Annotated in this window: 23 protein-coding genes; 15 read left to right on the top strand and 8 right to left on the bottom strand. The window is 68.9% G+C overall.

Annotated features, from left to right (window positions below; translation table 11 throughout):
- Positions 1-19: 19 nt before the first annotated feature.
- Genes DOS48_RS24905 through DOS48_RS24915 form a run of 3 tightly spaced genes read right to left on the bottom strand, consistent with a single transcriptional unit; the run spans position 20 to position 3,364 of the window.
- Positions 20-1,180 (bottom strand): ABC transporter permease, encoded by a 1,161-nt coding sequence (locus DOS48_RS24905; protein WP_127118293.1) that lies wholly within the window; start codon positions 1,178-1,180, stop codon positions 20-22.
- On the bottom strand, positions 1,177-1,995 hold the full coding sequence (locus DOS48_RS24910; RefSeq protein WP_127118294.1) for an ABC transporter ATP-binding protein: 819 nt from the start codon (positions 1,993-1,995) through the stop codon (positions 1,177-1,179). The genes DOS48_RS24905 and DOS48_RS24910 overlap by 4 nt, the downstream gene beginning before the upstream one ends.
- Positions 1,988-3,364, bottom strand: coding sequence for a hypothetical protein (locus DOS48_RS24915; protein ID WP_244629397.1), 1,377 nt, complete (start codon positions 3,362-3,364; stop codon positions 1,988-1,990). The genes DOS48_RS24910 and DOS48_RS24915 overlap by 8 nt, the downstream gene beginning before the upstream one ends.
- A 211-nt stretch (positions 3,365-3,575) precedes the next feature.
- Here DOS48_RS24915 and psmA point away from each other — a divergent pair, with 211 nt between their 5' ends.
- The 3 genes from psmA (at position 3,576) to DOS48_RS24930 (ending at position 5,912) form a co-directional block, all read left to right on the top strand.
- Positions 3,576-4,334, top strand: a complete 759-nt coding sequence (psmA, locus tag DOS48_RS24920; protein WP_127118296.1) for an archaeal proteasome endopeptidase complex subunit alpha — start codon at positions 3,576-3,578, stop codon at positions 4,332-4,334.
- A gap of 127 nt (positions 4,335-4,461) precedes the next feature.
- A complete protein-coding gene (locus DOS48_RS24925; protein WP_127118297.1) occupies positions 4,462-5,373 on the top strand; it encodes an MOSC domain-containing protein in 912 nt (303 codons plus the stop codon).
- A complete protein-coding gene (locus DOS48_RS24930; RefSeq protein ID WP_127118298.1) occupies positions 5,370-5,912 on the top strand; it encodes a hypothetical protein in 543 nt (180 codons plus the stop codon). The genes DOS48_RS24925 and DOS48_RS24930 overlap by 4 nt, the downstream gene beginning before the upstream one ends.
- Before the next feature lie 30 nt (positions 5,913-5,942).
- On the opposite strand, the gene DOS48_RS24935 is transcribed toward DOS48_RS24930, so the two are convergent.
- Both DOS48_RS24935 and DOS48_RS24940 read right to left on the bottom strand, forming a co-directional pair.
- Positions 5,943-6,836 (bottom strand): hypothetical protein, encoded by an 894-nt coding sequence (locus DOS48_RS24935; RefSeq protein WP_127118299.1) that lies wholly within the window; start codon positions 6,834-6,836, stop codon positions 5,943-5,945.
- 82 nt (positions 6,837-6,918) lie between these two features.
- Complete coding sequence (locus tag DOS48_RS24940) at positions 6,919-7,788, bottom strand: CheF family chemotaxis protein (protein ID WP_127118300.1); 870 nt, start codon at positions 7,786-7,788, stop codon at positions 6,919-6,921.
- Positions 7,789-7,959: 171 nt separating this feature from the next.
- Between DOS48_RS24940 and fer the strand changes: the two genes are divergently transcribed.
- Positions 7,960-8,349: a ferredoxin Fer gene (fer, locus tag DOS48_RS24945; RefSeq protein ID WP_127118301.1), complete on the top strand. Its 390-nt coding sequence runs from the start codon at positions 7,960-7,962 to the stop codon at positions 8,347-8,349.
- A gap of 118 nt (positions 8,350-8,467) precedes the next feature.
- Here fer and DOS48_RS24950 read toward each other — a convergent pair whose 3' ends face one another.
- On the bottom strand, positions 8,468-9,118 hold the full coding sequence (locus DOS48_RS24950; RefSeq protein ID WP_127118302.1) for an HVO_0476 family zinc finger protein: 651 nt from the start codon (positions 9,116-9,118) through the stop codon (positions 8,468-8,470).
- Between the two features lie 147 nt (positions 9,119-9,265).
- On the opposite strand from DOS48_RS24950, the gene prs reads away from it, so the two are divergent.
- From prs to DOS48_RS24970, 4 genes are all read left to right on the top strand, one after another.
- Positions 9,266-10,120 carry a ribose-phosphate diphosphokinase gene (gene prs / locus DOS48_RS24955; protein ID WP_127118303.1) on the top strand — a complete coding sequence of 285 codons (855 nt, stop codon included), beginning with the start codon at positions 9,266-9,268 and terminating at the stop codon, positions 10,118-10,120.
- Positions 10,121-10,261: 141 nt separating this feature from the next.
- A complete protein-coding gene (locus DOS48_RS24960; protein ID WP_168654264.1) occupies positions 10,262-10,408 on the top strand; it encodes a hypothetical protein in 147 nt (48 codons plus the stop codon).
- A 414-nt stretch (positions 10,409-10,822) separates the two neighbouring features.
- Entirely contained in the window at positions 10,823-11,098 is a 276-nt protein-coding gene (locus tag DOS48_RS24965; protein ID WP_127118304.1) for a PadR family transcriptional regulator, read from the top strand.
- Positions 11,099-11,387: 289 nt separating this feature from the next.
- Complete coding sequence (locus DOS48_RS24970; protein ID WP_127118305.1) at positions 11,388-12,728, top strand: aminotransferase class III-fold pyridoxal phosphate-dependent enzyme; 1,341 nt, start codon at positions 11,388-11,390, stop codon at positions 12,726-12,728.
- 18 nt (positions 12,729-12,746) lie between these two features.
- Here the strand turns inward: DOS48_RS24970 and DOS48_RS24975 are convergent, their stop codons facing one another.
- Complete coding sequence (locus DOS48_RS24975; RefSeq protein ID WP_127118306.1) at positions 12,747-13,382, bottom strand: non-canonical purine NTP pyrophosphatase; 636 nt, start codon at positions 13,380-13,382, stop codon at positions 12,747-12,749.
- Between the two features lie 131 nt (positions 13,383-13,513).
- On the opposite strand from DOS48_RS24975, the gene DOS48_RS24980 reads away from it, so the two are divergent.
- The 5 genes from DOS48_RS24980 to DOS48_RS25000 all read left to right on the top strand — a co-directional run bounded on the left by DOS48_RS24980 (position 13,514) and on the right by DOS48_RS25000 (position 18,338).
- A complete protein-coding gene (locus DOS48_RS24980; protein WP_127118307.1) occupies positions 13,514-14,839 on the top strand; it encodes a 5'-deoxyadenosine deaminase in 1,326 nt (441 codons plus the stop codon).
- A gap of 125 nt (positions 14,840-14,964) precedes the next feature.
- Positions 14,965-15,966, top strand: a complete 1,002-nt coding sequence (locus DOS48_RS24985; protein ID WP_127118308.1) for a DUF4382 domain-containing protein — start codon at positions 14,965-14,967, stop codon at positions 15,964-15,966.
- A 98-nt stretch (positions 15,967-16,064) separates the two neighbouring features.
- Complete coding sequence (locus tag DOS48_RS24990) at positions 16,065-16,388, top strand: BolA family protein (RefSeq protein ID WP_127118309.1); 324 nt, start codon at positions 16,065-16,067, stop codon at positions 16,386-16,388.
- 40 nt (positions 16,389-16,428) lie between these two features.
- Positions 16,429-16,884, top strand: coding sequence for a hypothetical protein (locus DOS48_RS24995; protein WP_127118310.1), 456 nt, complete (start codon positions 16,429-16,431; stop codon positions 16,882-16,884).
- A 44-nt stretch (positions 16,885-16,928) separates the two neighbouring features.
- Positions 16,929-18,338 carry a class II fumarate hydratase gene (locus DOS48_RS25000; protein WP_127118311.1) on the top strand — a complete coding sequence of 470 codons (1,410 nt, stop codon included), beginning with the start codon at positions 16,929-16,931 and terminating at the stop codon, positions 18,336-18,338.
- A 26-nt stretch (positions 18,339-18,364) separates the two neighbouring features.
- Here DOS48_RS25000 and DOS48_RS25005 read toward each other — a convergent pair whose 3' ends face one another.
- Positions 18,365-18,748, bottom strand: coding sequence for an ACT domain-containing protein (locus DOS48_RS25005; RefSeq protein ID WP_127118312.1), 384 nt, complete (start codon positions 18,746-18,748; stop codon positions 18,365-18,367).
- A 126-nt stretch (positions 18,749-18,874) separates the two neighbouring features.
- Between DOS48_RS25005 and sucC the strand changes: the two genes are divergently transcribed.
- Complete coding sequence (sucC, locus tag DOS48_RS25010) at positions 18,875-20,020, top strand: ADP-forming succinate--CoA ligase subunit beta (protein ID WP_127118313.1); 1,146 nt, start codon at positions 18,875-18,877, stop codon at positions 20,018-20,020.
- Entirely contained in the window at positions 20,017-20,886 is an 870-nt protein-coding gene (sucD, locus tag DOS48_RS25015; RefSeq protein ID WP_127118314.1) for a succinate--CoA ligase subunit alpha, read from the top strand. Before sucC ends, sucD begins: the two co-directional genes overlap by 4 nt.
- Positions 20,887-20,926 lie beyond the last annotated feature (40 nt).

Raw genomic sequence — 20,926 nt, forward strand, 5'->3', positions numbered from 1 at the left:
GGGCGTCGCGGGCGGCGGTTCAGCTTCGCAACGCGTCCACCGGTCGCTCGTTCGCCGCCTGCCAGGCCGGGTACGCCCCGCTGACTATCCCCACGCCGACGCCGAACACGAGCGCCAGGAGGAGGTAGTAGCCGTTCGTCGGATCTAAGACGAGCGCGGCGTCGACGGCGGGCGTCGATATCACCAGTCCGGCGACGAGCAGGACGGTCAACGCGGTTCCGGCGACCGCGCCCGCGGCACCGATGAGGCCGGCCTCCGCGAGCAGCACGCGCAACACGTCGCGGCGCGTCACGCCGACCGCGCGCATCACGCCGATCTCCTGGCGGCGTTCGACGGTGCTCATGAGCATGACGTTGAGGATCGAGACGCCGGCGACGACGAGCGAGATGGCGCCGAGCCCGAGCAGGAACGTGCTTAAGAGATCGAAGAAGCCGTTGATCTCGTCGACGATCGCCGCCAGCTCGAACAGGCTGACGCGCTCCTCGCGGGCGTTCACCGACTCGCGGATCGCCGAGGCCGCCGCCCGCGCCGTCTCCCCGGAGTCGGCCACCACGAGCACCTGGGCGTAGCCGTCGGCGGCGAACGCCGACTCCGGGAGGAAGACGGCGTTGTCGGGCGCGACCGGACTGAACGACTCGCTCTCCGCGAGGACGGCGACGACGCGGACCTGTCTGCCGGCGATCTCGACCGCGTCGCCCGTCTCGACGCCGATGTCCGCGGCGACGTCCGCGCCGACGATCACGCCTCGCCGGTGGCGGTCGGGGAGCGACCCCTCGGCGGCCGCGAACGCGAGCCCCGGCTGCTCGACGCCGTACACCGTCGCGAACGTCTGAGAACTCGTCCCCGCGACGACCGCGTTGTCCGAGTACAGCGGGACGACGGCCGGGTCGCCGACGGCCGGGTCGCTGACGGCGCGCCGGATGGCCGTCACGTCGGCCGTCGAGAGCGACTCCACGCCGGCGTCCGCGTTCGGCGAGACAACCACCTGCGTGCCGATGTCGCCGATCGCGTCGGCGGCGCCGAGCGCGAGGACGTTCCCGAAGATCCCGAGCGCCGCGACGGCGAGGACGCCGATCGTGACGCCGAGGACGGCCAATACGGTCCGGATCCGATTCCGGCGGAGGTTCCGCGCCGCCATCGAGGCGGCGGGCCGCCAGCCGCGGAGCCAGCCGCCGCTCATCGTTCCTCCGGCGCGAGCGGCGAGTCGGCGTCTGCCTCACCCGACGAGTCGCTCCCCCCCGTTTGTGGAGCGTCGGCGTCGTGGTCCGACGGGGAGTCGGCGTCGTGGTCCGGCGGAGCGTCGCCGCCCGCGTGCGTCGGCGAGTCCGCGATGCCGCCGACCAGCACCCCGTCGGTGAGCTCGACGACGCGGTCCGCGTACTCCTCGACCAGCGGGTCGTGGGTGACGGCGATGACGGCGACCCCTTCCGACTTCACTCGCTCGAACTCGGCGAGGATCGACTCGCCGGTCTCCGTGTCGAGGTTCCCCGTCGGCTCGTCGGCGAGCAGCACCGATGGATTATTTATAAGCGACCGCGCGATGGCGACGCGCTGTTTCTGCCCGCCGGACAGTTCCGAGGGCTCGTGGTCGAGGCGCTCGCCGAGGCCGAACCGCCGGAGCAGGTCGGTCGCCCGGTCGGTCGCGTCGCCCGGATCGAACGCCGTCGGCAGCGCAACGTTCTCGACCGCCGTCAGCGTCGGCAGGAGGTGGAAGTCCTGAAACACGAAGCCGATCGACTCCTTGCGAGCCGCGGTGCGCTCGCCGACCGTGAGCTCGGTCACGTCGGTGCCGTCGAGCAGGCGCCACCCCTCGGTGGGATCGTCGAGGAGGCCGAGCACGTTGAGCAGCGTCGACTTCCCGGAGCCGCTGGGGCCGACGACCGCGACGAACTCGCCCGGTTCGACCGCGAAGTCCACGTCGTCGAGCGCCACCACCGGCTCGTCGCCCCCGCCCGGATACCGCTTGGTCACGCCGCGAAGCTCGACGCTATACATCGCGCCGGCGGATCACGGTCCCGGCGACTGCGACCCCCGCGACGCCGACGAGGCCGATGATCCCGACGGTGCCGAAGGTGCCGATCGCCCCGGATTCGCCGTCGCTCCCGTCGGACGCGTCGGGGAGTGCGACCGTCGTGGTCTCGGTGTACCGGACGCCGCGTTCGGTGTACGCGATTTGGATCGGAATCTCGTCGGCCACGGAGGCGTTCGCCGTGGTCCGCACGTCGAAGGCGACGAAGTCGCCTGCCCCCACGCTGCCGACGAAGTACGCCTGTCCGGTCGGCGTCGGGTCGACCCCGTCGGCGCCGGCGACGGAGACGACGACCCCGGTTAGCTCGCCGGTGCCCGCGTTGCCGAGGTTGGCGTCGACGACGACCCGGCCGTCGTCGAGCGTCTGTACCGTCGCGTCGGTGACGGTCGGCTGCCCCTCGCGTGTCGGGTATCGGAGGGTCGCCGTCGTCGACCGGTTCGCGCTCGCGCCGGCCGCAGCGTCGAGTTCGGACCGGAAGGCGGCAGTGACCGTCACGTCGGAGCGCTCCGCCAGCGGCCCGAGGTCGACGATCACGCGCCGCTCCTCGCCGGGCGCGACATCCTCGACGACGAAGGGGCCGACCTCGACAGTCGGCTCGGCCTCGCCGTCCGCGCCGACCGGCACGCCAACGGCGGTCAGGCTCACGCGGTCAGCGGTGGCCGTCCCCGTGTTGACGACGGTCACCTCGACCGGCGAGTCGGCCGCGGCGGCGAGTTCCTCGTCGTCGTCGGCGTTCTGGAGCCCGCCACCGCCGCCGAAGAGGCCGTCGATGCCGTTGAGGCTGATCCCGCCGGCGCTCTGGTCGTCCTCCTCGCTCTGGAGGTCCGCCGGGGAGAGCGGCCGAGTGCGAACGTCGAGCGCGACCTCGGCCGGCTGTACGTCGACGATCACGTCGCGCGTCACGCGGACGGTGGTGTCGGCCTCCTCGTCGCCGTCGGTGGCCTCCTGCTCGGCGACGACTTCGACCGTGAGGCGGTGTTCGCCCGGCTCGTCGAAGCGGGTCCACAGCGTCACGTCGGTCGCGTCGCCGGCGGAGAGCGCCCCGACGGCGGTCGCCTCGTCGCGGATGTCGTCGTCTCGGTCGTCCGCGTCGTCCGCGTCGCCCGCGTCGAAGACCCGAACGCTGGTCACGTCGGCCGCCGACGGGCTTCCGCCGGAGTTGGAGAGGCTCACGTTCAGGGCCGTCCGCTCGCCGACGACCGGCTCGCTCGAACTCGTGGCGACGCCGTCGATGGCGATTCGGGCGTCGGGCACCGCCGCGCCCGCGCCGACGGCCCCCAGAAGCACCAGCAGGGCCAACAGCGCGGCAATCGTTCTCGTGGAAGTCACAATCAGTCCTGTTAGGGGACCGCGCCGGATATATTCGTCGTCGCCAGCGATCCCGACGGCGGCGGCTCCGGAGACGACGGCTCCGGCGACGGCTTCACCGACGACGGATAGCCTCCCGGATCCCGCCGGGCGGTACCGGTTACGGATGCTTTTTCAACCGTCCGGCGTAATACCGGGTAATGAGTCAGTGCGACACCGCGAGAGCGGGTGATGGGCGATGATGGGCGGTAACGATCAGCAGGCGTACGACCGCGGCACGTCGCTGTTCTCGCCGGACGGCCGGATCTACCAGGTCGAGTACGCCCGCGAGGCGGTCTCTCGCGGCGCGCCGAGCGTCGGCATCAGAACGGCCGACGGCGTCGTCTTCGTCGCGATGTCTCGCGCCTCCTCGACGCTGATGGAGGCCGAGAGCATCGAGAAGCTCCACAAACTCGACGACCACCTCGGCACCGCGAGCGCCGGCCACGTCGCCGACGCCCGGCAGCTCATCGACCTCGCGCGCCGCCAGTCGCAGGGGAACCGCCTCCGCTACGGCGAGCCCGTGGGCGTCGAGACGCTGACGAAGTTCGTCACCGACCACATCCAGGAGAACACCCAGCGGGGCGGCACCCGACCCTACGGCGCCGCGCTGCTCATCGGCGGCATCGAGAACGGCGAGCCGCGCCTCTTCGCCGCCGACCCCTCGGGCACGCCCAACGAGTGGAAGGCGACCGTCATCGGCGGCGGGAGAAAGGACATCCAGGGACACCTCGAAGAGGAGTGGACCGACGACCTCTCGCTCGACGCGGGGGTCGAACTCGGCATCGCCGCCCTCGCGGCCCACGAAGACGAGTTCGAGCCGGCCGACCTCGCCGTCGCAACGATCACGGACGACGAGGGCTACCAGACCCTCCCCGTGGAGGCGGTCGCGGAGTCCTTCGAGGCGGCCGGCCTGACGGTCGAAGACGACGACGAAGACGCGGACGACGAGGAGTAACCGCGCTCTCGGGCCGTCCGTCCCGCACACGGACTTTCTTCCGCGCGCCGTCGCCGTTCGGCGCGCCGTCGCCGTCGCTTTCCTCCCCCGTCCGGACCCTTTTATCGACGCCGGCCGAACCACGGCCATGGCACGCATCGCGGACCTCGTCGCGTACCCGTTGAAATCGAACGACGGCGCGGTCGTCGATCGCGCCGAGATCGGGCCGAAGGGGGCGCTCCGGGGCGACCGCACGTACGCGCTCGTCGAGGCCGGGGTCGACCCCCACGCCGCCTCCGTCGGCGGCAACGGCGGGTACGTCAACGGGAAGAGCGAGCCGGCGGTCCACGCGCTCCGCGCCGAGTACGACCGCTCAGGGCCGACGGACGCGACGCCGACGGCGGTGACGCTCTCGCGACCGGCGCGTCCCGAGACGGGCGCCGACGCCGACGAGCGCACCTTCGCGCTGCCCGCGGACGGCGACGCGTTGGAAGCGTGGGTCGGCGAGTACCTCGGCTACGCGGTCGACCTCGTTCGCGAACCGGACGGCGGCCTCCCCGACGACCGGGCGGCGCCGGGACCCACGGTCGTCTCGCGGGCGACGCTGGAGACGGTCGCCTCGTGGTTCGACGAGGTGGCGGACGCGACCGAGATGCGGCGACGGCTCCGACCGAACGTCGTGCTCGACGACTGCCCGGCGTTCTGGGAGGACCGCCTGTTCGCCGACCACGGTGAGGCCGTCCGGCTCTCGGTCGGGAGGACGGCGCTGCTCGGCGTCAATCCCTGCCAGCGCTGTGTCGTCCCCTCGCGACACCCGGACACGGGCGCGGAGATCGACGACTTCCGTGAGACGTTTATAAGGAAGCGCCGCGAGACGCTCCCTGACTGGCTCGACAGCGACCGCTTCGACCACGAGTTCCGACTGATGGTGAACACCGCCGTTCCGGAGTCGGAGTGGGGGGCGTCGCTGTCAGTCGGCGATCGAGTGACCGTCGAAGAGACGGTCGACATCGCCGAGTCCGGCCGGCACGGCGCGACCGCGACGGGGGGCGACCGATGACACGACGGGGGACACCTGGCCGCGAGAACGCGGCGGCCCGGTCGACGGAGCGACAGATCTGGTACGGGTACGGACAGTTGACCCGCGTCGAGAAGAGCCGCTTCGGCGTCTTTCTCCACGACACCACTCGGTTGTTCGCGGAGGTGTCGGTGTTCTCGCTGCCCGTGCTGTTTTCGGTCATGGAGTACCCGGCGACCGGATGGTTCGACGCGAAGGCGACGGGCATCGTCGCGTGGCTCACCGCGGTGCTCGTCGGGACGCTCGTCAGGGGCGGGTTCATTCGACCCCTCGCGACGACGACTCCCGGCTGGGTCACGCTCTCGCCGTCGCTGCTGCTGGCGCGGGTCCCCTACTTCAACGCCGGGCTGGCGCTCGCGATCTTCGGCGGCCTCCACGTCGGGCAGTCGGTGACGGGGCTCACTCTGGCGAACGGTGCCGCCGGCGCCGCCACCGGGCTCGCGTGGGCGGCCGGCGTCGCGACGCTCCTCTCGCTGTGTTTCCCCTGGTTCGCGGAGCGGTGGCTCTCAGTTATCGGGTAACAGACCGGACGCGAGTCGCGAGTCCCGCGCTCAGCGCCCGCCGTCGGTCATCGCAACCGGCTCCTCCTCGGGGGCGTCGGCCGACCCGTCGCCGGCCGACTCCTCGACGCTCGCGGTGTCGGGCGTCACCTCGCCGACACCGAAGTGGTTCCAGAGCGTGACGACGACGACCGCGTACGCGACGAGGTCGTAGTGGACGGTCCCCTCGAAGGCGGTGAACGCGGCGAGCGTGCTGTAGCCGAAGAGGGCGACGACGCTGCCGACGAACACGCTTTCGCTCGTGAACCGCCCGGCCGTCGCACTCGCGACGGCCCGCTTGATCATCGGCCCGCAGGCGACGAGGAACGCGATGCCGGACAGCGAGCCGAGGTTGACGAAGAAGTGCGTCGACATCCGCGAGTCGAGGAGCGACTGCAGGTAGTCGACCGTGACGGGGTCGTAGAACAGCCACTCGATCCGGGTCGGGTACAGCACCGCGATGTACGGCGTCGCGACCATCAGCCCGAACAGCACGGCGACGGCGACGCGGGCCGAGGCGAACTGCGAGGCCCGGCGGATCTCGAAGGCACGGTCCGCCGGGTCGACGATGAGTCCGCACGCCTCTAAGACGTCTTGGACGTCGGCTCGGGACACCGAGGGGCCGTGGTGGACGCCGACGGTGCCGTTTCGCTCGGTCGCCGAGGCGGCGCTCACGCCCTCGTGATCGCGGAGGACCGCCTCCAACAGCGCCTCTCGGCGCTTCGTGTCGATGCCATCCACGGAGAAGGTGTCGTGGACGTGTGGCTCGGGCACTCGGGCGACTCGCGGTCCCGACCGGGAGGTCGACGCGGACGCGTCCGACCCGTCGCCGGCCGGTGCGTCGATCCCCCGTTCGCGGACCACGGCGTCGAGCCGCGTCGACCGCCCGTGGTGGTCGTCTGGCATGTGCTACACATGCGGCCGTACCGGTATGAAACTTGCCCCGCGTGAGTCGGCGCGAGAGGCGGGTGACGTGGGGCGTTGCCGATCAGGAGTTGACCGACTCCATGTAGGAAGTGACGATCATCTGCCCCTTTCGCGTGAGCGCGGCCCCGGACTCGCCGTCGACGACGAGCCGCTCCTCGCGGAGCGTCTCCAAGACCATCTCCGTCTGGGTGACGTCGCCGGTGACGACGTCGGCGATGTTCGCCTCGCCGCCGGCGGAGTAGATCGACACGAGGATCTCGAGCTGCTCTTCCGTCGGATCGAACGCCTCCACGTCCGCCATCACCTCGTCGTACTCCAGTTTGATGTACCGGCCGAGGACGTTGAGGATGCGCTTGTCGGGGACGGTCGCAATGGACGTCATCGTCTGGGTGTCCGGAACGTGGCGGAACACGAGCGCGGGCCGCTTTGTGCCGCCGAGCGTGCGGCTGGTGCGCTCGTAGTCGATGACCGTGGAGAGATCGACTTTGAAGGGATCGGGGCAGCCGGAGAAGCCGATCGCCCCCGGCGAGAGGCTGATCGACGCGGTGTGGTCGGACGCGTCGGTGACGCGCCCGCCGAGTTTCGCCGGGTGGCGAACCGTGACCGTCACGCCGCGCAACAGCGCCTTAAAAAGCAGTCTGGTGAACCGGTCCATATCGTCCGGCTCGCCCTCGACGAGCGCCGTGCGCCGGGCGCCGTCCTGCTGATAGGCGATGGTGACGCTGTCGCTGAAAAACGATTGGAGGTCGTCGGGGACGCTACCGACGACGATGTCGAACACCTTCGAGAGGGGGACGGTCGTCTTGCCGGCGTCGGCGACGAGCACCAGCCGACGCTGGCTCAGGATGACACGGCCCGTCACCGGTTCGTCGCGTGCCAGATCGGTCGTGTGGACGCGGCCGACGAAATCGGCGACGACGGACTCTTCCATCAACCGGTGCTAGCGGCCCTCGACTATTTACTGTTACTCACGCCGTATCACTCGTGATAACGAAGCAACACGAGCGCTCCCGAACGCGTTCGGGCACGAGCAGGTTCGATCGCCGTGCCGAAAGCGAGTGAACAGCAAAGCCTAATGAGGGGGGCGCCCAACACTCAGGTGATGCCCACAGTAGAATACCTCAACTACGAAGTGCTCGACGACCACGGCTGGTCGATGGACGACGACGACCTCTTCGAGGCGGCCGCAGACGCCGATCTCGACGAGGAAGACTACGGGAGCCTCGACGTAAACCAGGGCGAGTACATCCTGGAGTCCGCCGAGGCGCAGGGCTACGACTGGCCCTTCTCGTGCCGCGCCGGCGCCTGTGCGAACTGCGCCTCCATCGTCAAGGAAGGCGACATCGAGATGGACATGCAGCAGATCCTCTCCGACGAGGAAGTCGAAGAGAAGAACGTCCGCCTCACCTGCATCGGTAGCCCGGCGACCGACGAGGTCAAGATCGTCTACAACGCGAAACACCTCGACTACCTGCAGAACCGCGTCATCTAACGCCGACTCGACCACGCTGGTCGTTTTCACAGACGGTGTTCGATGTGGTCACCCCCATCGGTGCCACCGTTTTTTCAAACCACGCTTCGAGCCGCGCCGCCGCGCAGAGCCCCGCCCCCTACCAGGCCGACCACGCCGTCAGACTCTCGTCGCGGCCGTACACCCGCTTGCAGTCTTTGGCGTACGCGAAGTCGCCGTCGTGGTCGAGCTTTTCGTGGCGGTACTCCGGGGCGTCCTCGCGGATCTGGACCCCCTCAACCGCGAACTCCTCCTCGCCGAACTCGACGGTCTCTCCGACGGTGAACTCGTAGTCGCCGGGGACGTTCACCCGGATCGAGCGCGTCTCGTCCGCGTTCCCGTCTTTCGGGTGCAGCGTGATCGGGACGGAGACGTTGTCGACCGCGCGGGTCCACAGCGTCTCGACGGTCTCGATGTCGGCCTCCTCCACGCGCTGTTCCGGCCCGACCTCGATGCCGGTCACGCGGACCTGCATCAGCGCGTCGGGGGAGTCGACGACGAACTCCTCGCCCGTCTCCACGTAGGTGTCCGCGGGCACGTCCATGCGGGTGGTGAACGACTCGCCGTCCTGTGAGACGACGACTTTCAGTTCGACGGTGTCCTCCTCCGGGATTTCGGTTTTGTAGGTGTGGTCGCAGTCGGTACACCGAACGGTCGCTTGGCCGCCGGGCCGCAGCACCTCGTGGACGGTCGGCTCGCCCGGTGAACACGACGGGCAGGCGAGGCCGACTCGGTCTCCTGTTTCGGTCATTACGGCGTCGTATCCGCCGCTCGCGTAAATATCCGCCCCTGTGGGCGCGGTGCGTCACACGCTCGCGTGGGGCTTGGGAGGGGCGACCGGGCCCCGGACCGGGAGAGTAAGGAAACTGGTTTATCGGTGTCTTGGAAACGGACGCCCATGATCGTACCCGGATCCAGCTCACAGCTGCTCGCGGCCGCGCTCGCGGAGGAGACGGGACGGCCGCTGGCGACGCCGACATACGACCGGTTCCCGGACGGCGAGACGCTCGCGGCGGTTCCCGACTTCGACGGCGACGAGGCGACGATAGTCGCCGCGACCGACTCCGACGAGGCGTGGGTCGAACTGCTCCAGCTGCAGGACGCCGTCCGCGAGGCCGGCGCGGAGCGCGTGACGACGGTGATTCCCTACATGGGCTACGCCCGACAGGACGACTCGTTCGGGGAGGGCGAGCCAGTCTCGGCGCGCGCGATGGCGCGAGCCATCTCGACCGGAACCGATCGGGTCGTCCTCGTGAACCCCCACGAGGCCGGCGTCACCGACTTCTTCGACGTGCCGGTCGAGACGGTCGACGCCGCCGGTGTGCTCGCGGCGCCGCTGCCGGCCGACCTCGCTGAGCCGCTGTTCCTCGCGCCGGACGAGGGCGCGGTCGGCATCGCCGAGACGGTCCGGGACGCGTACGGGACGGGCGAGACGGACTACTTCGAGAAGCACCGCGACCGCGATACCGGCGCGGTCACGGTGTCGCCCTCGGACGCGACCGTCGCGGACCGGGACGTGGTCGTCGTCGACGACATCGTCGCGACCGGGTCGACGATGAGCGAGTCGGTCGCGGTGTTGAACGACCGCGGCGCGGCGCGCGTGCTCGCGGCCTGCGTCCATCCGATGCTCGCGACAAACGCCGTGACGAAGCTCCGCGGGGCCGGCGTCGACCGAATCGTCGGCAGCGACACCATCGAGCGCGGCTGTAGCGTCGTCAGCGTCGCCCCGGTGCTCGCCGACGCCCTCGCGTGAGCGAGGACGACGGGGAGTCCAACAGGGTGTCGATTCCGCCGAACCGATTCCGCTGAGCCGACTACGCAAACAGCCCGTTCCGGGCTCGACGGCGACGCGCGTCGGCCACAACACTATGCCGACACGGGCCGTAATCCACTCATGCGCTCCGAAGACGAGATTCGCGAGCAGTACGAGTTCCTGCGCGAGCAGCTCGACGACGAGGAGATGAGCCACCGCGGCGTCGAAGAGCTGTTCGTCCACTACAAGCGCGCGCTCGGCTGGGTGTTAGAAGAAGAACACATGTAGCGCTCGCTCGTTAACTTTATCAATCGGTGTGCTATACGAACAGGTGACGCTTCGTCTGGAGGGCCGAAGCGTCAGCGGGGACCAACGGCAGGCCCGACGCGGCTTTTTTCCGCGTCGGGCGTGCCTCTTTCCGAAACCGCACAACTTGGTGAGTGACGCCGCCGCGTCCGCCCGCCGACCGATCTGTTGTCACACGGTCGTCAGATTCTCGTCGAAATCGACCGAGACGGCAGAAACAGTCAGCGATCCTAAGCGAACTCGACGCGCCGTGACCGCGGTCAAACCGGACTGGAGGTTGCTTTGCTGACACAACGGATCCCGTAGCACACGCGGGTCACGCCGAGCGGACGCGCGATGAACACATCATATAACGGTGTATTTATTTATTCACGCTGAGTATGTGTGGATCGTTGTATGTACGACCTTACGGGTTTCCAGCGTGACCTGCTCTACGTGATTGCCGGCTTAGACGAGCCTCACGGCCTCGCCATCAAGGAGGAACTCGAAGAGTACTACGAAAAGGAGATCCACCACGGGCGGCTCTACCCGAACCTCGACACGCTCGTCGAGAAGGGGCTCGTCGAGAAGGGCCAACGCGACCGGCGCACGAACTACTACACGCTGACCCGCCGCGGCCGACGCGAGATCGACGCCCGGACCGAGTGGGAGTCGCAGTACGTCGACCACTGATCGGCTCGCTCGCCCGCCGCTCCGTCCACCGGTAGCATCTGCTTTCCGCCTTCGTCCACCGTCAGAGCCGTCTTCGCCCGTCACGGCTCCCCCGGCTTGTCCGGCTTTTCGGCGTCTCCGACTGTCCTCACCTCCTCCAACTGTCCTCACCTTGTCCGACGTTTCCCACCTCGTCCGACTTCGGCGCGGTCCGAGTAGCCGCGTTCGAACAGCGCCACGCTGCTTGGAGATTTCTCCAACCGTGCGCCGATCGCCTTGATTTTATTCGCCCCGAGCATCACTGATCGGCATGGATCGCGACACCGCCACCCCCGACGTGACCGACCTGCCGGGCGATCGGGCCCGCGAGTGGGTGGAGTACCACCACGAGTCGGCCGCGCCGAGCACGTACGTGTACGAGTTCGTCTGGGACCGCACCGCGCCGGCGGAGGGGCCGTTCTGTACCGACGTCGACGGCAACGTCCTCATGGACTTCACGAGCCACGTCGCCGCCGCGCCGCTCGGGTACAACAACCCGAAAGTGATGGAGCCGCTCGCGGAGTTCGATCTGGTCGATCCGTTAAAAATCGCCGGACAAGACTTCTACGTCGCCGGCGGCGACTCGCCCGGCGACGGCCTCCCCGGCTCGTCGGGACTGATGGAGCGGCTCACCGACGTTACGTCCCACTACGACATGGACACCGTCTTCCTCTCGAACTCCGGCGCGGAGGCGGTCGAGAACGGGATCAAGATCGCCTACGACGACTCCGGGGGCGCGAAACACGCGATCACCTTCGAAGGGGCGTTCCACGGCCGGACGCTCGGCGCGCTCTCGCTCAACCGGTCGAAGTCGGTCTACCGGCGTGACTTCCCCGAGATCAGCGGCGTCCACGACGCGCCGTTCTGTGACGACCGAACCTGTTCGCCGGCGACCTGTTCGTGCGGCTTCTTCGCGGACGGCGTCTCGCGGCTCCGAGAGAAACTGGACCCCGAGCGGGGCCACATCGACCCCGACGACGTGGCGTACCTCATCATGGAGCCGATTCAGGGGGAGGGCGGCTACCGCTTCCCCTCCGACGCGTTCACCGACGAGATCGCCGCCTTAGTCGACGAACACGACATCACGCTGATCGCCGACGAGATCCAGTCGGGCGTCGGTCGAACCGGCGAGATGTGGGGCTCCGACCACTACGCGCTCGAACCCGACGTGATCACGAGCGCGAAGGGGCTCCGCGTCGGCGCGACGATCTCCCGTTCGGACGTGTTCCCCGAGAAGAAGAGTCGGCTCTCCTCGACGTGGGGCGCGGGAGACATCATCGCCTCGGCGCAGGGAGCGCTCACGCTCGATGCGATCCGCGAGAACGACTTACTGGACAACGCCACGATCAGGGGGCGGCAGTTTAAAGAGACGATGCGCGACGCCGACCTCGACGGCGTCGAGGACGTTCGAGGCAAAGGGCTGCTGCTGGCGATGGAGTTCGACTCGAAGGAGCGCCGGGACGCGACGATGAAACACGCGTTCGGTCGGGGGCTGCTCACGCTCTCCTGTGGACACGACGTGCTTCGAGTGCTCCCGCCGCTCGACGTCACCGAGCGCGAGATCGAACTCGGCTGTGAGATCCTCACTGCGGCGGTCGCCGACGCGGCCTAAGACCGCACCGGTCGCCTCTCAGCGGTCCGCGTACCACTCGGCGAACTTTTCGAGCGCGCGGCCGCGGTGTGAGATCGCGTTTTTCCGATCGGTGCTCATCTCGGCGAGCGTCTCGCCGTCGTGTTCGAAGATGGGGTCGTAACCGAACCCGCCCTCCCCGCGGGGCGCGACGATCCGCCCGGGGACGTATCCCTCGAAGAGTTTGACGGGGAGCGCGTCGGGCGCCGCCTCGGGGTCGCCTTCGTCCGGACCCGCCGCGGCGGCCGCGTTCCGGTCGCCCCGGTCGACGGGGTCGGGGCTCGCCGCGAAGTCGTCGCCGTCGCAGTAGCCGAGGACGCAGCGGAACGCGGCGCGGCGGTCGTCGAGGTCGGCGGCGATGTCGTGGACGCGCTCGATCCCCAGCGTCTCCTCGACGTACGAGGAGTAGGGGCCGGGGAAGCCGTCGAGCCCCTCGACGAACAGCCCCGCGTCGTCGACGAGGACCGGCTCGTCGGCGTGGCGGTACGCCTCGCGGGCGCCTTGGGCCGCGATCGGCCCGAGCTCTGTCGCCTGTATCTCGGGGTAGTCGAAGTCGAGTCGCGCTATCGAGTCGTTCGGGAGGTAGCGCTCCGCCTCGCGCACCTTACCGGGGTTCGTCGTCACGTATCTGAGCACGGGTGAGACTGGGAGCGGCCGGGACGAATAGCCGTCGGTCGCGGGAGGCGGTGGTCGGGGCCGAGGCGGTGGGCCGCCGCCGACTTCCGAGGGACACCCTCTTAAGAATCGGCCGTCAGGAACGGACGGACATGCTGATCGCCGGAACCGTCATCGCCGACTCCGAGACCGTCATCCCCGAGGGCGCCGTCGTCGTCGAGGGCGAGACAATCGCCGCGGTCGGCAGCGCAGCGACCCTCCGCGAGCAGTACCCCGGTCACGAGCGCCGCGAGTGCGACCTCGTCGCCCCCGGACAGATCGGCGGTCACATCCACTCGGTGCAGTCGCTCGGCCGCGGGATCGCCGACGACGACGCCTTACTCGACTGGCTGTTCGACGCCGTGTTGCCGATGGAAGCGGCGATGGACGCCGACGCGACCCGCGCCGCCGCCGAGCTCGGCTACCTGGAGTGTCTCGAATCGGGGACGACGACCGTCGTCGATCACCTCTCGGTCAACCACGCGGGAGAGGCGTTCGAGGCCGCCATCGAGACGGGGATCCGCGCGCGGCTCGGGAAGGTGTTGATGGACAAGGAGTCGCCCGCGGGCCTGTTGGAGGACACCGACGCCGCGCTCGCGGAGAGCGAGGACCTGATAGAGAAGTACCACGGGGCCGCCGACGGTCGGGTGCGCTACGCGGTGACGCCGCGGTTCGCCGTCACCTGTTCGGAGGCGTGCCTGCGGGGCTGCCGCGACCTCGCCGACCGCTACGACGGCGTGACGATCCACACCCACGCGAGCGAGAACGAGGACGAGATCGCCGCCGTCGAGACGGACACGGGGATGCGGAACGTCCACTGGCTCGACGAGGTCGGCCTCACGGGCCCCGACGTGACGCTCGCCCACTGCGTCCACACCGACGAGGCGGAGCGGGAGGTCCTTGCCGAGACCGACACGGTCGTCACCCACTGCCCGTCCTCGAACATGAAGCTCGCCAGCGGCATCGCGCCGGTGCAGGACTACCTCGACCGCGGGATCACGGTCGCGCTCGGCAACGACGGGCCGCCCTGCAACAACACGCTCGACCCCTTTACCGAGATGCGGCAGGCGAGCCTCCTCGGGAAGGTCGACGCCCGCGACCCGACCCGGCTCCCGGCCGCGACCGTGCTGGAGATGGCGACGACGAACGGTGCGCGCGCCGCCGGCTTCGACCGCCTCGGGACGCTACGGGAGGGCCAGCGCGCGGACGTGATCGGACTCACGACCGACCGCACGCGCGCCACCCCGCTTCACGACCCGCTCTCGCATCTGGTGTACGCCGCCCACGGCGACGACGTGACGTTCACCATGGTCGACGGCCGGGTGCGGTACGATGACGGCGAGCACGTGGGGATCGACGCCGACGCGGTCCGCGGGCGCGCGACGCGCCACGCGGAGCGCGTGGTCGAAGAAGCCGGTATCGAGACGGCCGGCCCGTGAGGCGCTCGTAACTCTGTATCGCATATAAACGCCGGCGCGAGCGCCGCTAACTCATCTTAAACCGGATGAATCCGGGGTGAAGGTCGGCGACATATATCCGCTTTGGCGCCGTGTCTCTGTTCACGATGACAGACCGATCACAGACGCCGAGCGACGAGCGTTCACCGGACGGCCGCGGCGACGGGTTCAGACGGCGGGAGTTCGTCGCGCTCGGCGCGGGCGCGAGCGCAGCGATGCTCGCCGGGTGTGCCGGCGATAGCGGAACTGGCCAGTCGGACGGCTCTGACGGCTCCGACGGCTCCGACGACTCGGACGGGACCGACGGCTCCGATGGCTCCGACGACTTAGCGAGTACCACCGGCAGTTTCCGACTGCTCATCAGCGACGCCCCGGCCGACATCGCCGACTTCGACCGGCTCGACGTTACCCTCGACGAGGCGCGGGTCTTCGAATCCGGTGGCGACGGTGAGGACGACGAGGGTGACGAAACAGACGACGAGACTGGCAACGAAACCGCGGAGGCCGATGCCACGAACGAGACCGATTCCACAAACCAGACCGACGACGCGGCCGGCGACACGGAGGACGACGAGGAGGGCGAGGACGACTCCGACCGCGGCTTCACCGTCGTCAGCCTCGACGGCGTGACGGTCGACCTGACGCAGGTGATCGAAGACGACGCAATCGCCGTGTTCGACGGCGAGATCCCGGTCGGGAGCTACGAGAAGATCGAACTCTCGGTCACGACGGTCGAGGGGATCGTCGACGGCGAGTCGGTTGCGGTCAAACTCCCCAGCGAGAAGCTCCAGATCACGAACGGCTTCGAGGTGACGGCCGAGGAGCCGGTGAGCTTCGTGTTCGACATCAACGTCGTCAAGCGCGGCCCGAAGAACGGCTACATCCTCAAACCCGTCATCTCCGGGAGCGGTGTCGCCGGACGCGACGTCGAGGTGAACGAGGTCGGCGATGAAACTGGAGAGGAAGAGGACGAAGAGGACGAAGACGAAGATGGGGAAGACGAGGACGGCGACGGCACCGGCGACGAGTCGACCGCGGGCGGTAATCAGACCGACACCGGATCTGGCGGCAACGAGACCGACGGCTCGACAAACGAAACTGAGAGCTAATCGCGGCGGGCGTCAGCAGACTAGTTCACGGCCGAGTGGATCGGCCACCCGCGTCGGCCATGCGGTCGATTTTTGCCGAGGGGGCTCCGATGACGCGTATGACCATCGACCCGTCGACTATCGCCGATCTCATCGAAGCGGGGATTCCGGACGCCGTCGCCCGCGTGACGACGCCGCGCGTCCACAACGACGAGGACGAGGACGCCCACTTCGCGGCGTGGGTCGTCTCGCCCGCCTTCGAGGGACAGTCGCTCGTCGACCAACACCAGCGCGTGTACGACGCGGTCGGCGACCACATGACCCGGTCGGTCCACGCGCTAGAGATCAAGACGTACACGCCCGAGGAGTACGCGGAACACGGAGACGGTGGCCTCGACGAGGACCTCCGCGACGCGGGATTGTTCCCGGTCGACGAGGCGTAGGCGCCCGCCGCAAACGACACCCACCGATCCCCACGAACCAGTGCGCTCCGCCCTCCGTCGCGCCCTCCGTGGAACCCTGTCGGGAGTCTCGGCGCTGGCGTTCCTCGCGTTCGGGGGCGCGCTCTACGCCCGCGCCGCACCGCCGGCCGTCCTCGCCGGGCTCGCCGCCGTCGCGGTCGGGACGCTGCTTGCTGCGGGCGGTCGGTCGGCGGTGCGGGAACTGCTCGGGCGCGGACCGGCCGCGGGCGACGAGGACGCGACCGTCGGCGCCAAACAGGACACCGACTGGTGGCTCGCGCGGGTCGAACCCGCGCTCGACGACTCCTGGAACCGCTGGTCAGAGGTCGTGCTGACGGTCGGTCTCGCGGCCGTCGGCGTCGGCTCCTTCGTGCTGGTGGCGACGCACACCGGCGAGGAGCCGCCGCTCGGACTGCTCGTCACCGGAACGCTCGGGATCAACGGCGCGCTGTTGACGCTGGCGTTCGTGTTCGACTGACCGCTTTCAGTAGTTTTTACCCGGTCTCGTGGGAACGCGCACGTATGAGCGAAGACTACCGCACGGAGGAGGACAGCCTCGGAGAGATGCAGGTGCCGGCGGAGGCGTACTGGGGCGCACAGACTCAGCGCGCCGTCGAGAACTTCCCCATCTCGGGGATCGGCATGAGCCGGCGATTCGTCCGTGCGCTCGGTGTCGTGAAGAAGGCGGCCGCGCAGGCCAACCGCGATCTGGGCCTCCTCGACGACGACACCGCGGAGGCGATCGTCGCCGCCGCGGACGAGGTGATCGCCGGCGATCACGACGACCAGTTCCCGGTCGATGTGTTCCAGACCGGCTCCGGCACCTCCTCGAACATGAACGCCAACGAGGTCATCGCCAACCGCGCCGCCGAGATCGCCGGCGCCGAGATCGGCGACCGCGTCGTCCACCCGAACGACCACGTCAACTACGGGCAGTCCTCGAACGACGTGATCCCGACCGCGATGCACGTCGCCGCGCTCGAAGCCGTCGAGAAGGATCTGGTTCCCGCGCTCGAAACGCTCCACGCCGAGTTAGAGGCGAAGGAGACCGCGTTCGACGGCGTCGTCAAGACGGGCCGCACGCACCTCCAGGACGCGACGCCGATCCGCCTCGGGCAGGAGTTCAGCGGCTACCGGACGCAGGCCGCGAAGGGCATCGAACGCGCCGAGCGCGCCCAGTCGAACCTCCGCGAGCTCGCGCTCGGCGGCACCGCGGTCGGCACCGGGCTCAACACCCACCCCGACTTCCCGGAACTGGCCGCGGAGTACATCTCCGACGAGACCGGGACGACGTTCCGCGAGGCCGACAACCACTTCGAGGCGCAGGCGGCCCACGACGCGATGGCGGACGCACACGGGGCGCTCCGCACCATCGCGGGCAGCATGAACAAGATGGCCAACGACCTGCGGCTGCTCGCCTCCGGCCCGCGCAACGGGCTCGGCGAGGTCGAACAGCCGGAGAACCAGCCCGGCTCCTCGATCATGCCCGGCAAGATCAACCCCGTCGTCGCCGAGACCGTGAACCAGGTCCACAAGCAGGTCGTCGGCAACGACGCCGCGATATCGGCCGGCGCCGCCCGCGGCGAGATCGACCTGAACCTTTATAAACCCGTCATCGCGCACAACTTCCTCGAATCCGCCAAGCTGCTCTCGAACGCCGCCGAGACGTTCGGCGAGCGCTTCGTCGCGAAGTTGGAGGCCAACGAGGAGTTCTGCGAGACGCGCGTCGAGCAGTCGATGGCGCTCGCGACCGCGCTGAACCCCGCGATCGGCTACGACAAAGCGTCGAAGGTCGCGAAGACGGCCTTAAAAGAGGACAAGAGCGTGCGGGAGGCCGCCGTCGAGGCCGGCTACCTCACCGAAGACGAGGCCGACGAGGTGCTCGACCCCGAAGCGATGACCCACCGCGTCATCCTCGGCGACGAGGAGTAAGCCCCGAGCGTCGCCCCGACCGCCGTTCAGTCGGCGACGACACAGCCCAATTCTTCCAACCGCTCGACGGCGGCCGGCAGGTCGGTCCGCTTGACGAACACGTGGTCGGTCGCGTACGCGGAGATGACGAACACGGAGACATCGACCTCGGCGAGCGCCGACGCGACCACTCCCAAGAACCCGACGAGCTCGAAGGGGAGGTCCATCTCGAAGGTCAGCCGCGCCCACCCCGGTTCGACGCTGCTCGCGGTCGCGTCGTCGACCCGCCGCTGATCGACGACCACCGTCGGTTCGTCCGCGTCGCGAACCGTCGCGAACGCGTCGGGGTACTCGCGGTCGGTCAGGCACACGGCGTACGTCTCGTCGGAGACGCTGACGCGCCCGTCTCGAAGGAACTCGCTCGGATCCATGCGTGGGTGGACCCGCCGGACCGATAAATAAGCGAGCGACGACCGGCCCGTTGACCGTCCCGTCGCCGCGGCGGTCGGCGCGGAATCGGCACCATTTAAGCCGATGTCGGTCACGATTCAACACGGATGAAACTACACGAACATCAAGCGAAGACTATCTTCGCCGACGCCGGGATCCCGGTCCCGGACTCCCGGCTCGCGACGACCGTCGACGAGGCGCTCGACGCGGTCGACGAGATCGGCTATCCAGCCGCGATCAAAGCGCAGGTCCACGTGGGGGGGCGCGGGAAGGCCGGCGGGATCAAGATCGCGACCGACCGCGACGAGGCCGAGCAGTACGCCGAGGAGATCCTGGGGATGGATCTGAAAGGGTACACCGTCGATCAGGTCCTCGTCGAGGCGGGCGTCGACTTCGTGGACGAGCTGTACGTCGGCGTCACGATGGACCGCGGCGAGGGCAAGCCCGTCCTGATGGTCTCGACCGAGGGCGGCGTCAACATCGAGGAGGTCGCCGAGGAGAACCCCGACGCCATCGCGCGCGAACACGTCGACCCCGCGTTCGGCCTCCACCCGTATCAGGCCCGGAAGGTCGTCTACGAGGCCGGCGTCGACGCCGACGTCGCGCTCGACGTGGCCTCGATCCTCTCGACGCTCTACGATCTGTACGAGGAGAACGACGCCTCCGAGATCGAGGTCAACCCGGTCATGATCACGAGCGACCGCGACGTGATCGCCGCGGACGCCGTGATGAACATCGACGAGGACGCGCTGTTCCGCCAGCCCGACCTCGCCGAGATGGCCGAGGCGTCCTACGAGGACGACCTCGAACGCAAGGCCGGCGAGTACGGCTTCGACTACGTCCGCCTCTCCGGAAACGTCGGCATCATCGGCAACGGCGCCGGACTCGTGATGACGACGCTCGATCTGGTCGACTACTACGGCGGCGCGCCCGCCAACTTCCTCGACATCGGCGGCGGCGCGAAGGCCGAGCGCGTCACGCAGGCGCTCGACATGGTGTTTTCCGACGACAACGTCGACGCCGTCGTCTTCAACATCTTCGGCGGGATCACCCGCGGCGACGAGGTCGCCAAGGGGATCAACGAGGCCTTAGAGCAGTTCGACGAGATCCCGAAGAAGGTGGTCGTCCGACTCGCCGGCACGAACGCCAAGGAGGGCATGGAGATCCTGAACACGGACCTCGTGGAAGTCGAGAAGACGCTGGAGGATGCGGTCCAGCGTGCGGTCGCGAACGCTGATGAGGTGACCCAATGAGCATTTTCGTCGACGACGACACGCGCGTCGTGGTACAGGGTATCACCGGCGGGGAAGGGAAGTTCCACGCCGGCCAGATGATGGAGTACGGGACCAACGTCGTCGCCGGCGCGGTTCCCGGCAAGGGCGGCCAAGAGGTCGACGGCGTGCCCGTCTACGACACCGTCGACGAGGCGGTCGAGGCGGAGGACGCGAACGCCTCGGTCATCTTCGTGCCGCCGGCGTTCGCCGGCGACGCCATCTTCGAGTCGCTGGACACGGATCTCGATCTGGCAGTCGCGATCACCGAGGGAATCCCGACCCAGGACATGGCGAAGGTGAACAAGCGCCTGAGCGAGACCGACACCCGGCTCCTCGGCCCGAACTGCCCCGGCATCATCACGCCCGGTGAGGCGAAACTCGGCATCCTCCCCGGCAACATCTTCTCCGAGGGGAACGTCGGCCTCGTCTCCCGGTCCGGCACGCTCACCTACCAGGTCGTCGACAACCTCACCGAGCGCGGCATCGGTCAGACGACCGCCATCGGCATCGGCGGCGACCCGATCATCGGCACGTCGTTCATCGACGCCCTCGACGCGTTCGAGTCCGACCCCGACACCGACGCCGTCGTGATGTGCGGCGAGATCGGCGGCGAGGACGAAGAGCAGGCCGCCCGCTTCATCGGCGAGCACATGGACACGCCGGTCACCGGCTTCATCGCCGGCCGCACGGCCCCGCCGGGCAAGCGCATGGGCCACGCAGGCGCCATCGTCTCCGGCTCCGGCACGGGCACCGCACAGTCGAAGATCGACGCGCTCAACGACGCGGGCGTCCCCGTCGGCGACACCCCCGAGGAGGTCGCCGACCACGTCGAAGACTTCCTGTAAGCGGTCACGAACCCCGACGCGGTTCGGGGTGTGACCCCGG

The organism is Halorubrum sp. PV6 (assembly GCF_003990725.2).
Taxonomy (GTDB): Archaea; Halobacteriota; Halobacteria; order Halobacteriales; family Haloferacaceae; genus Halorubrum.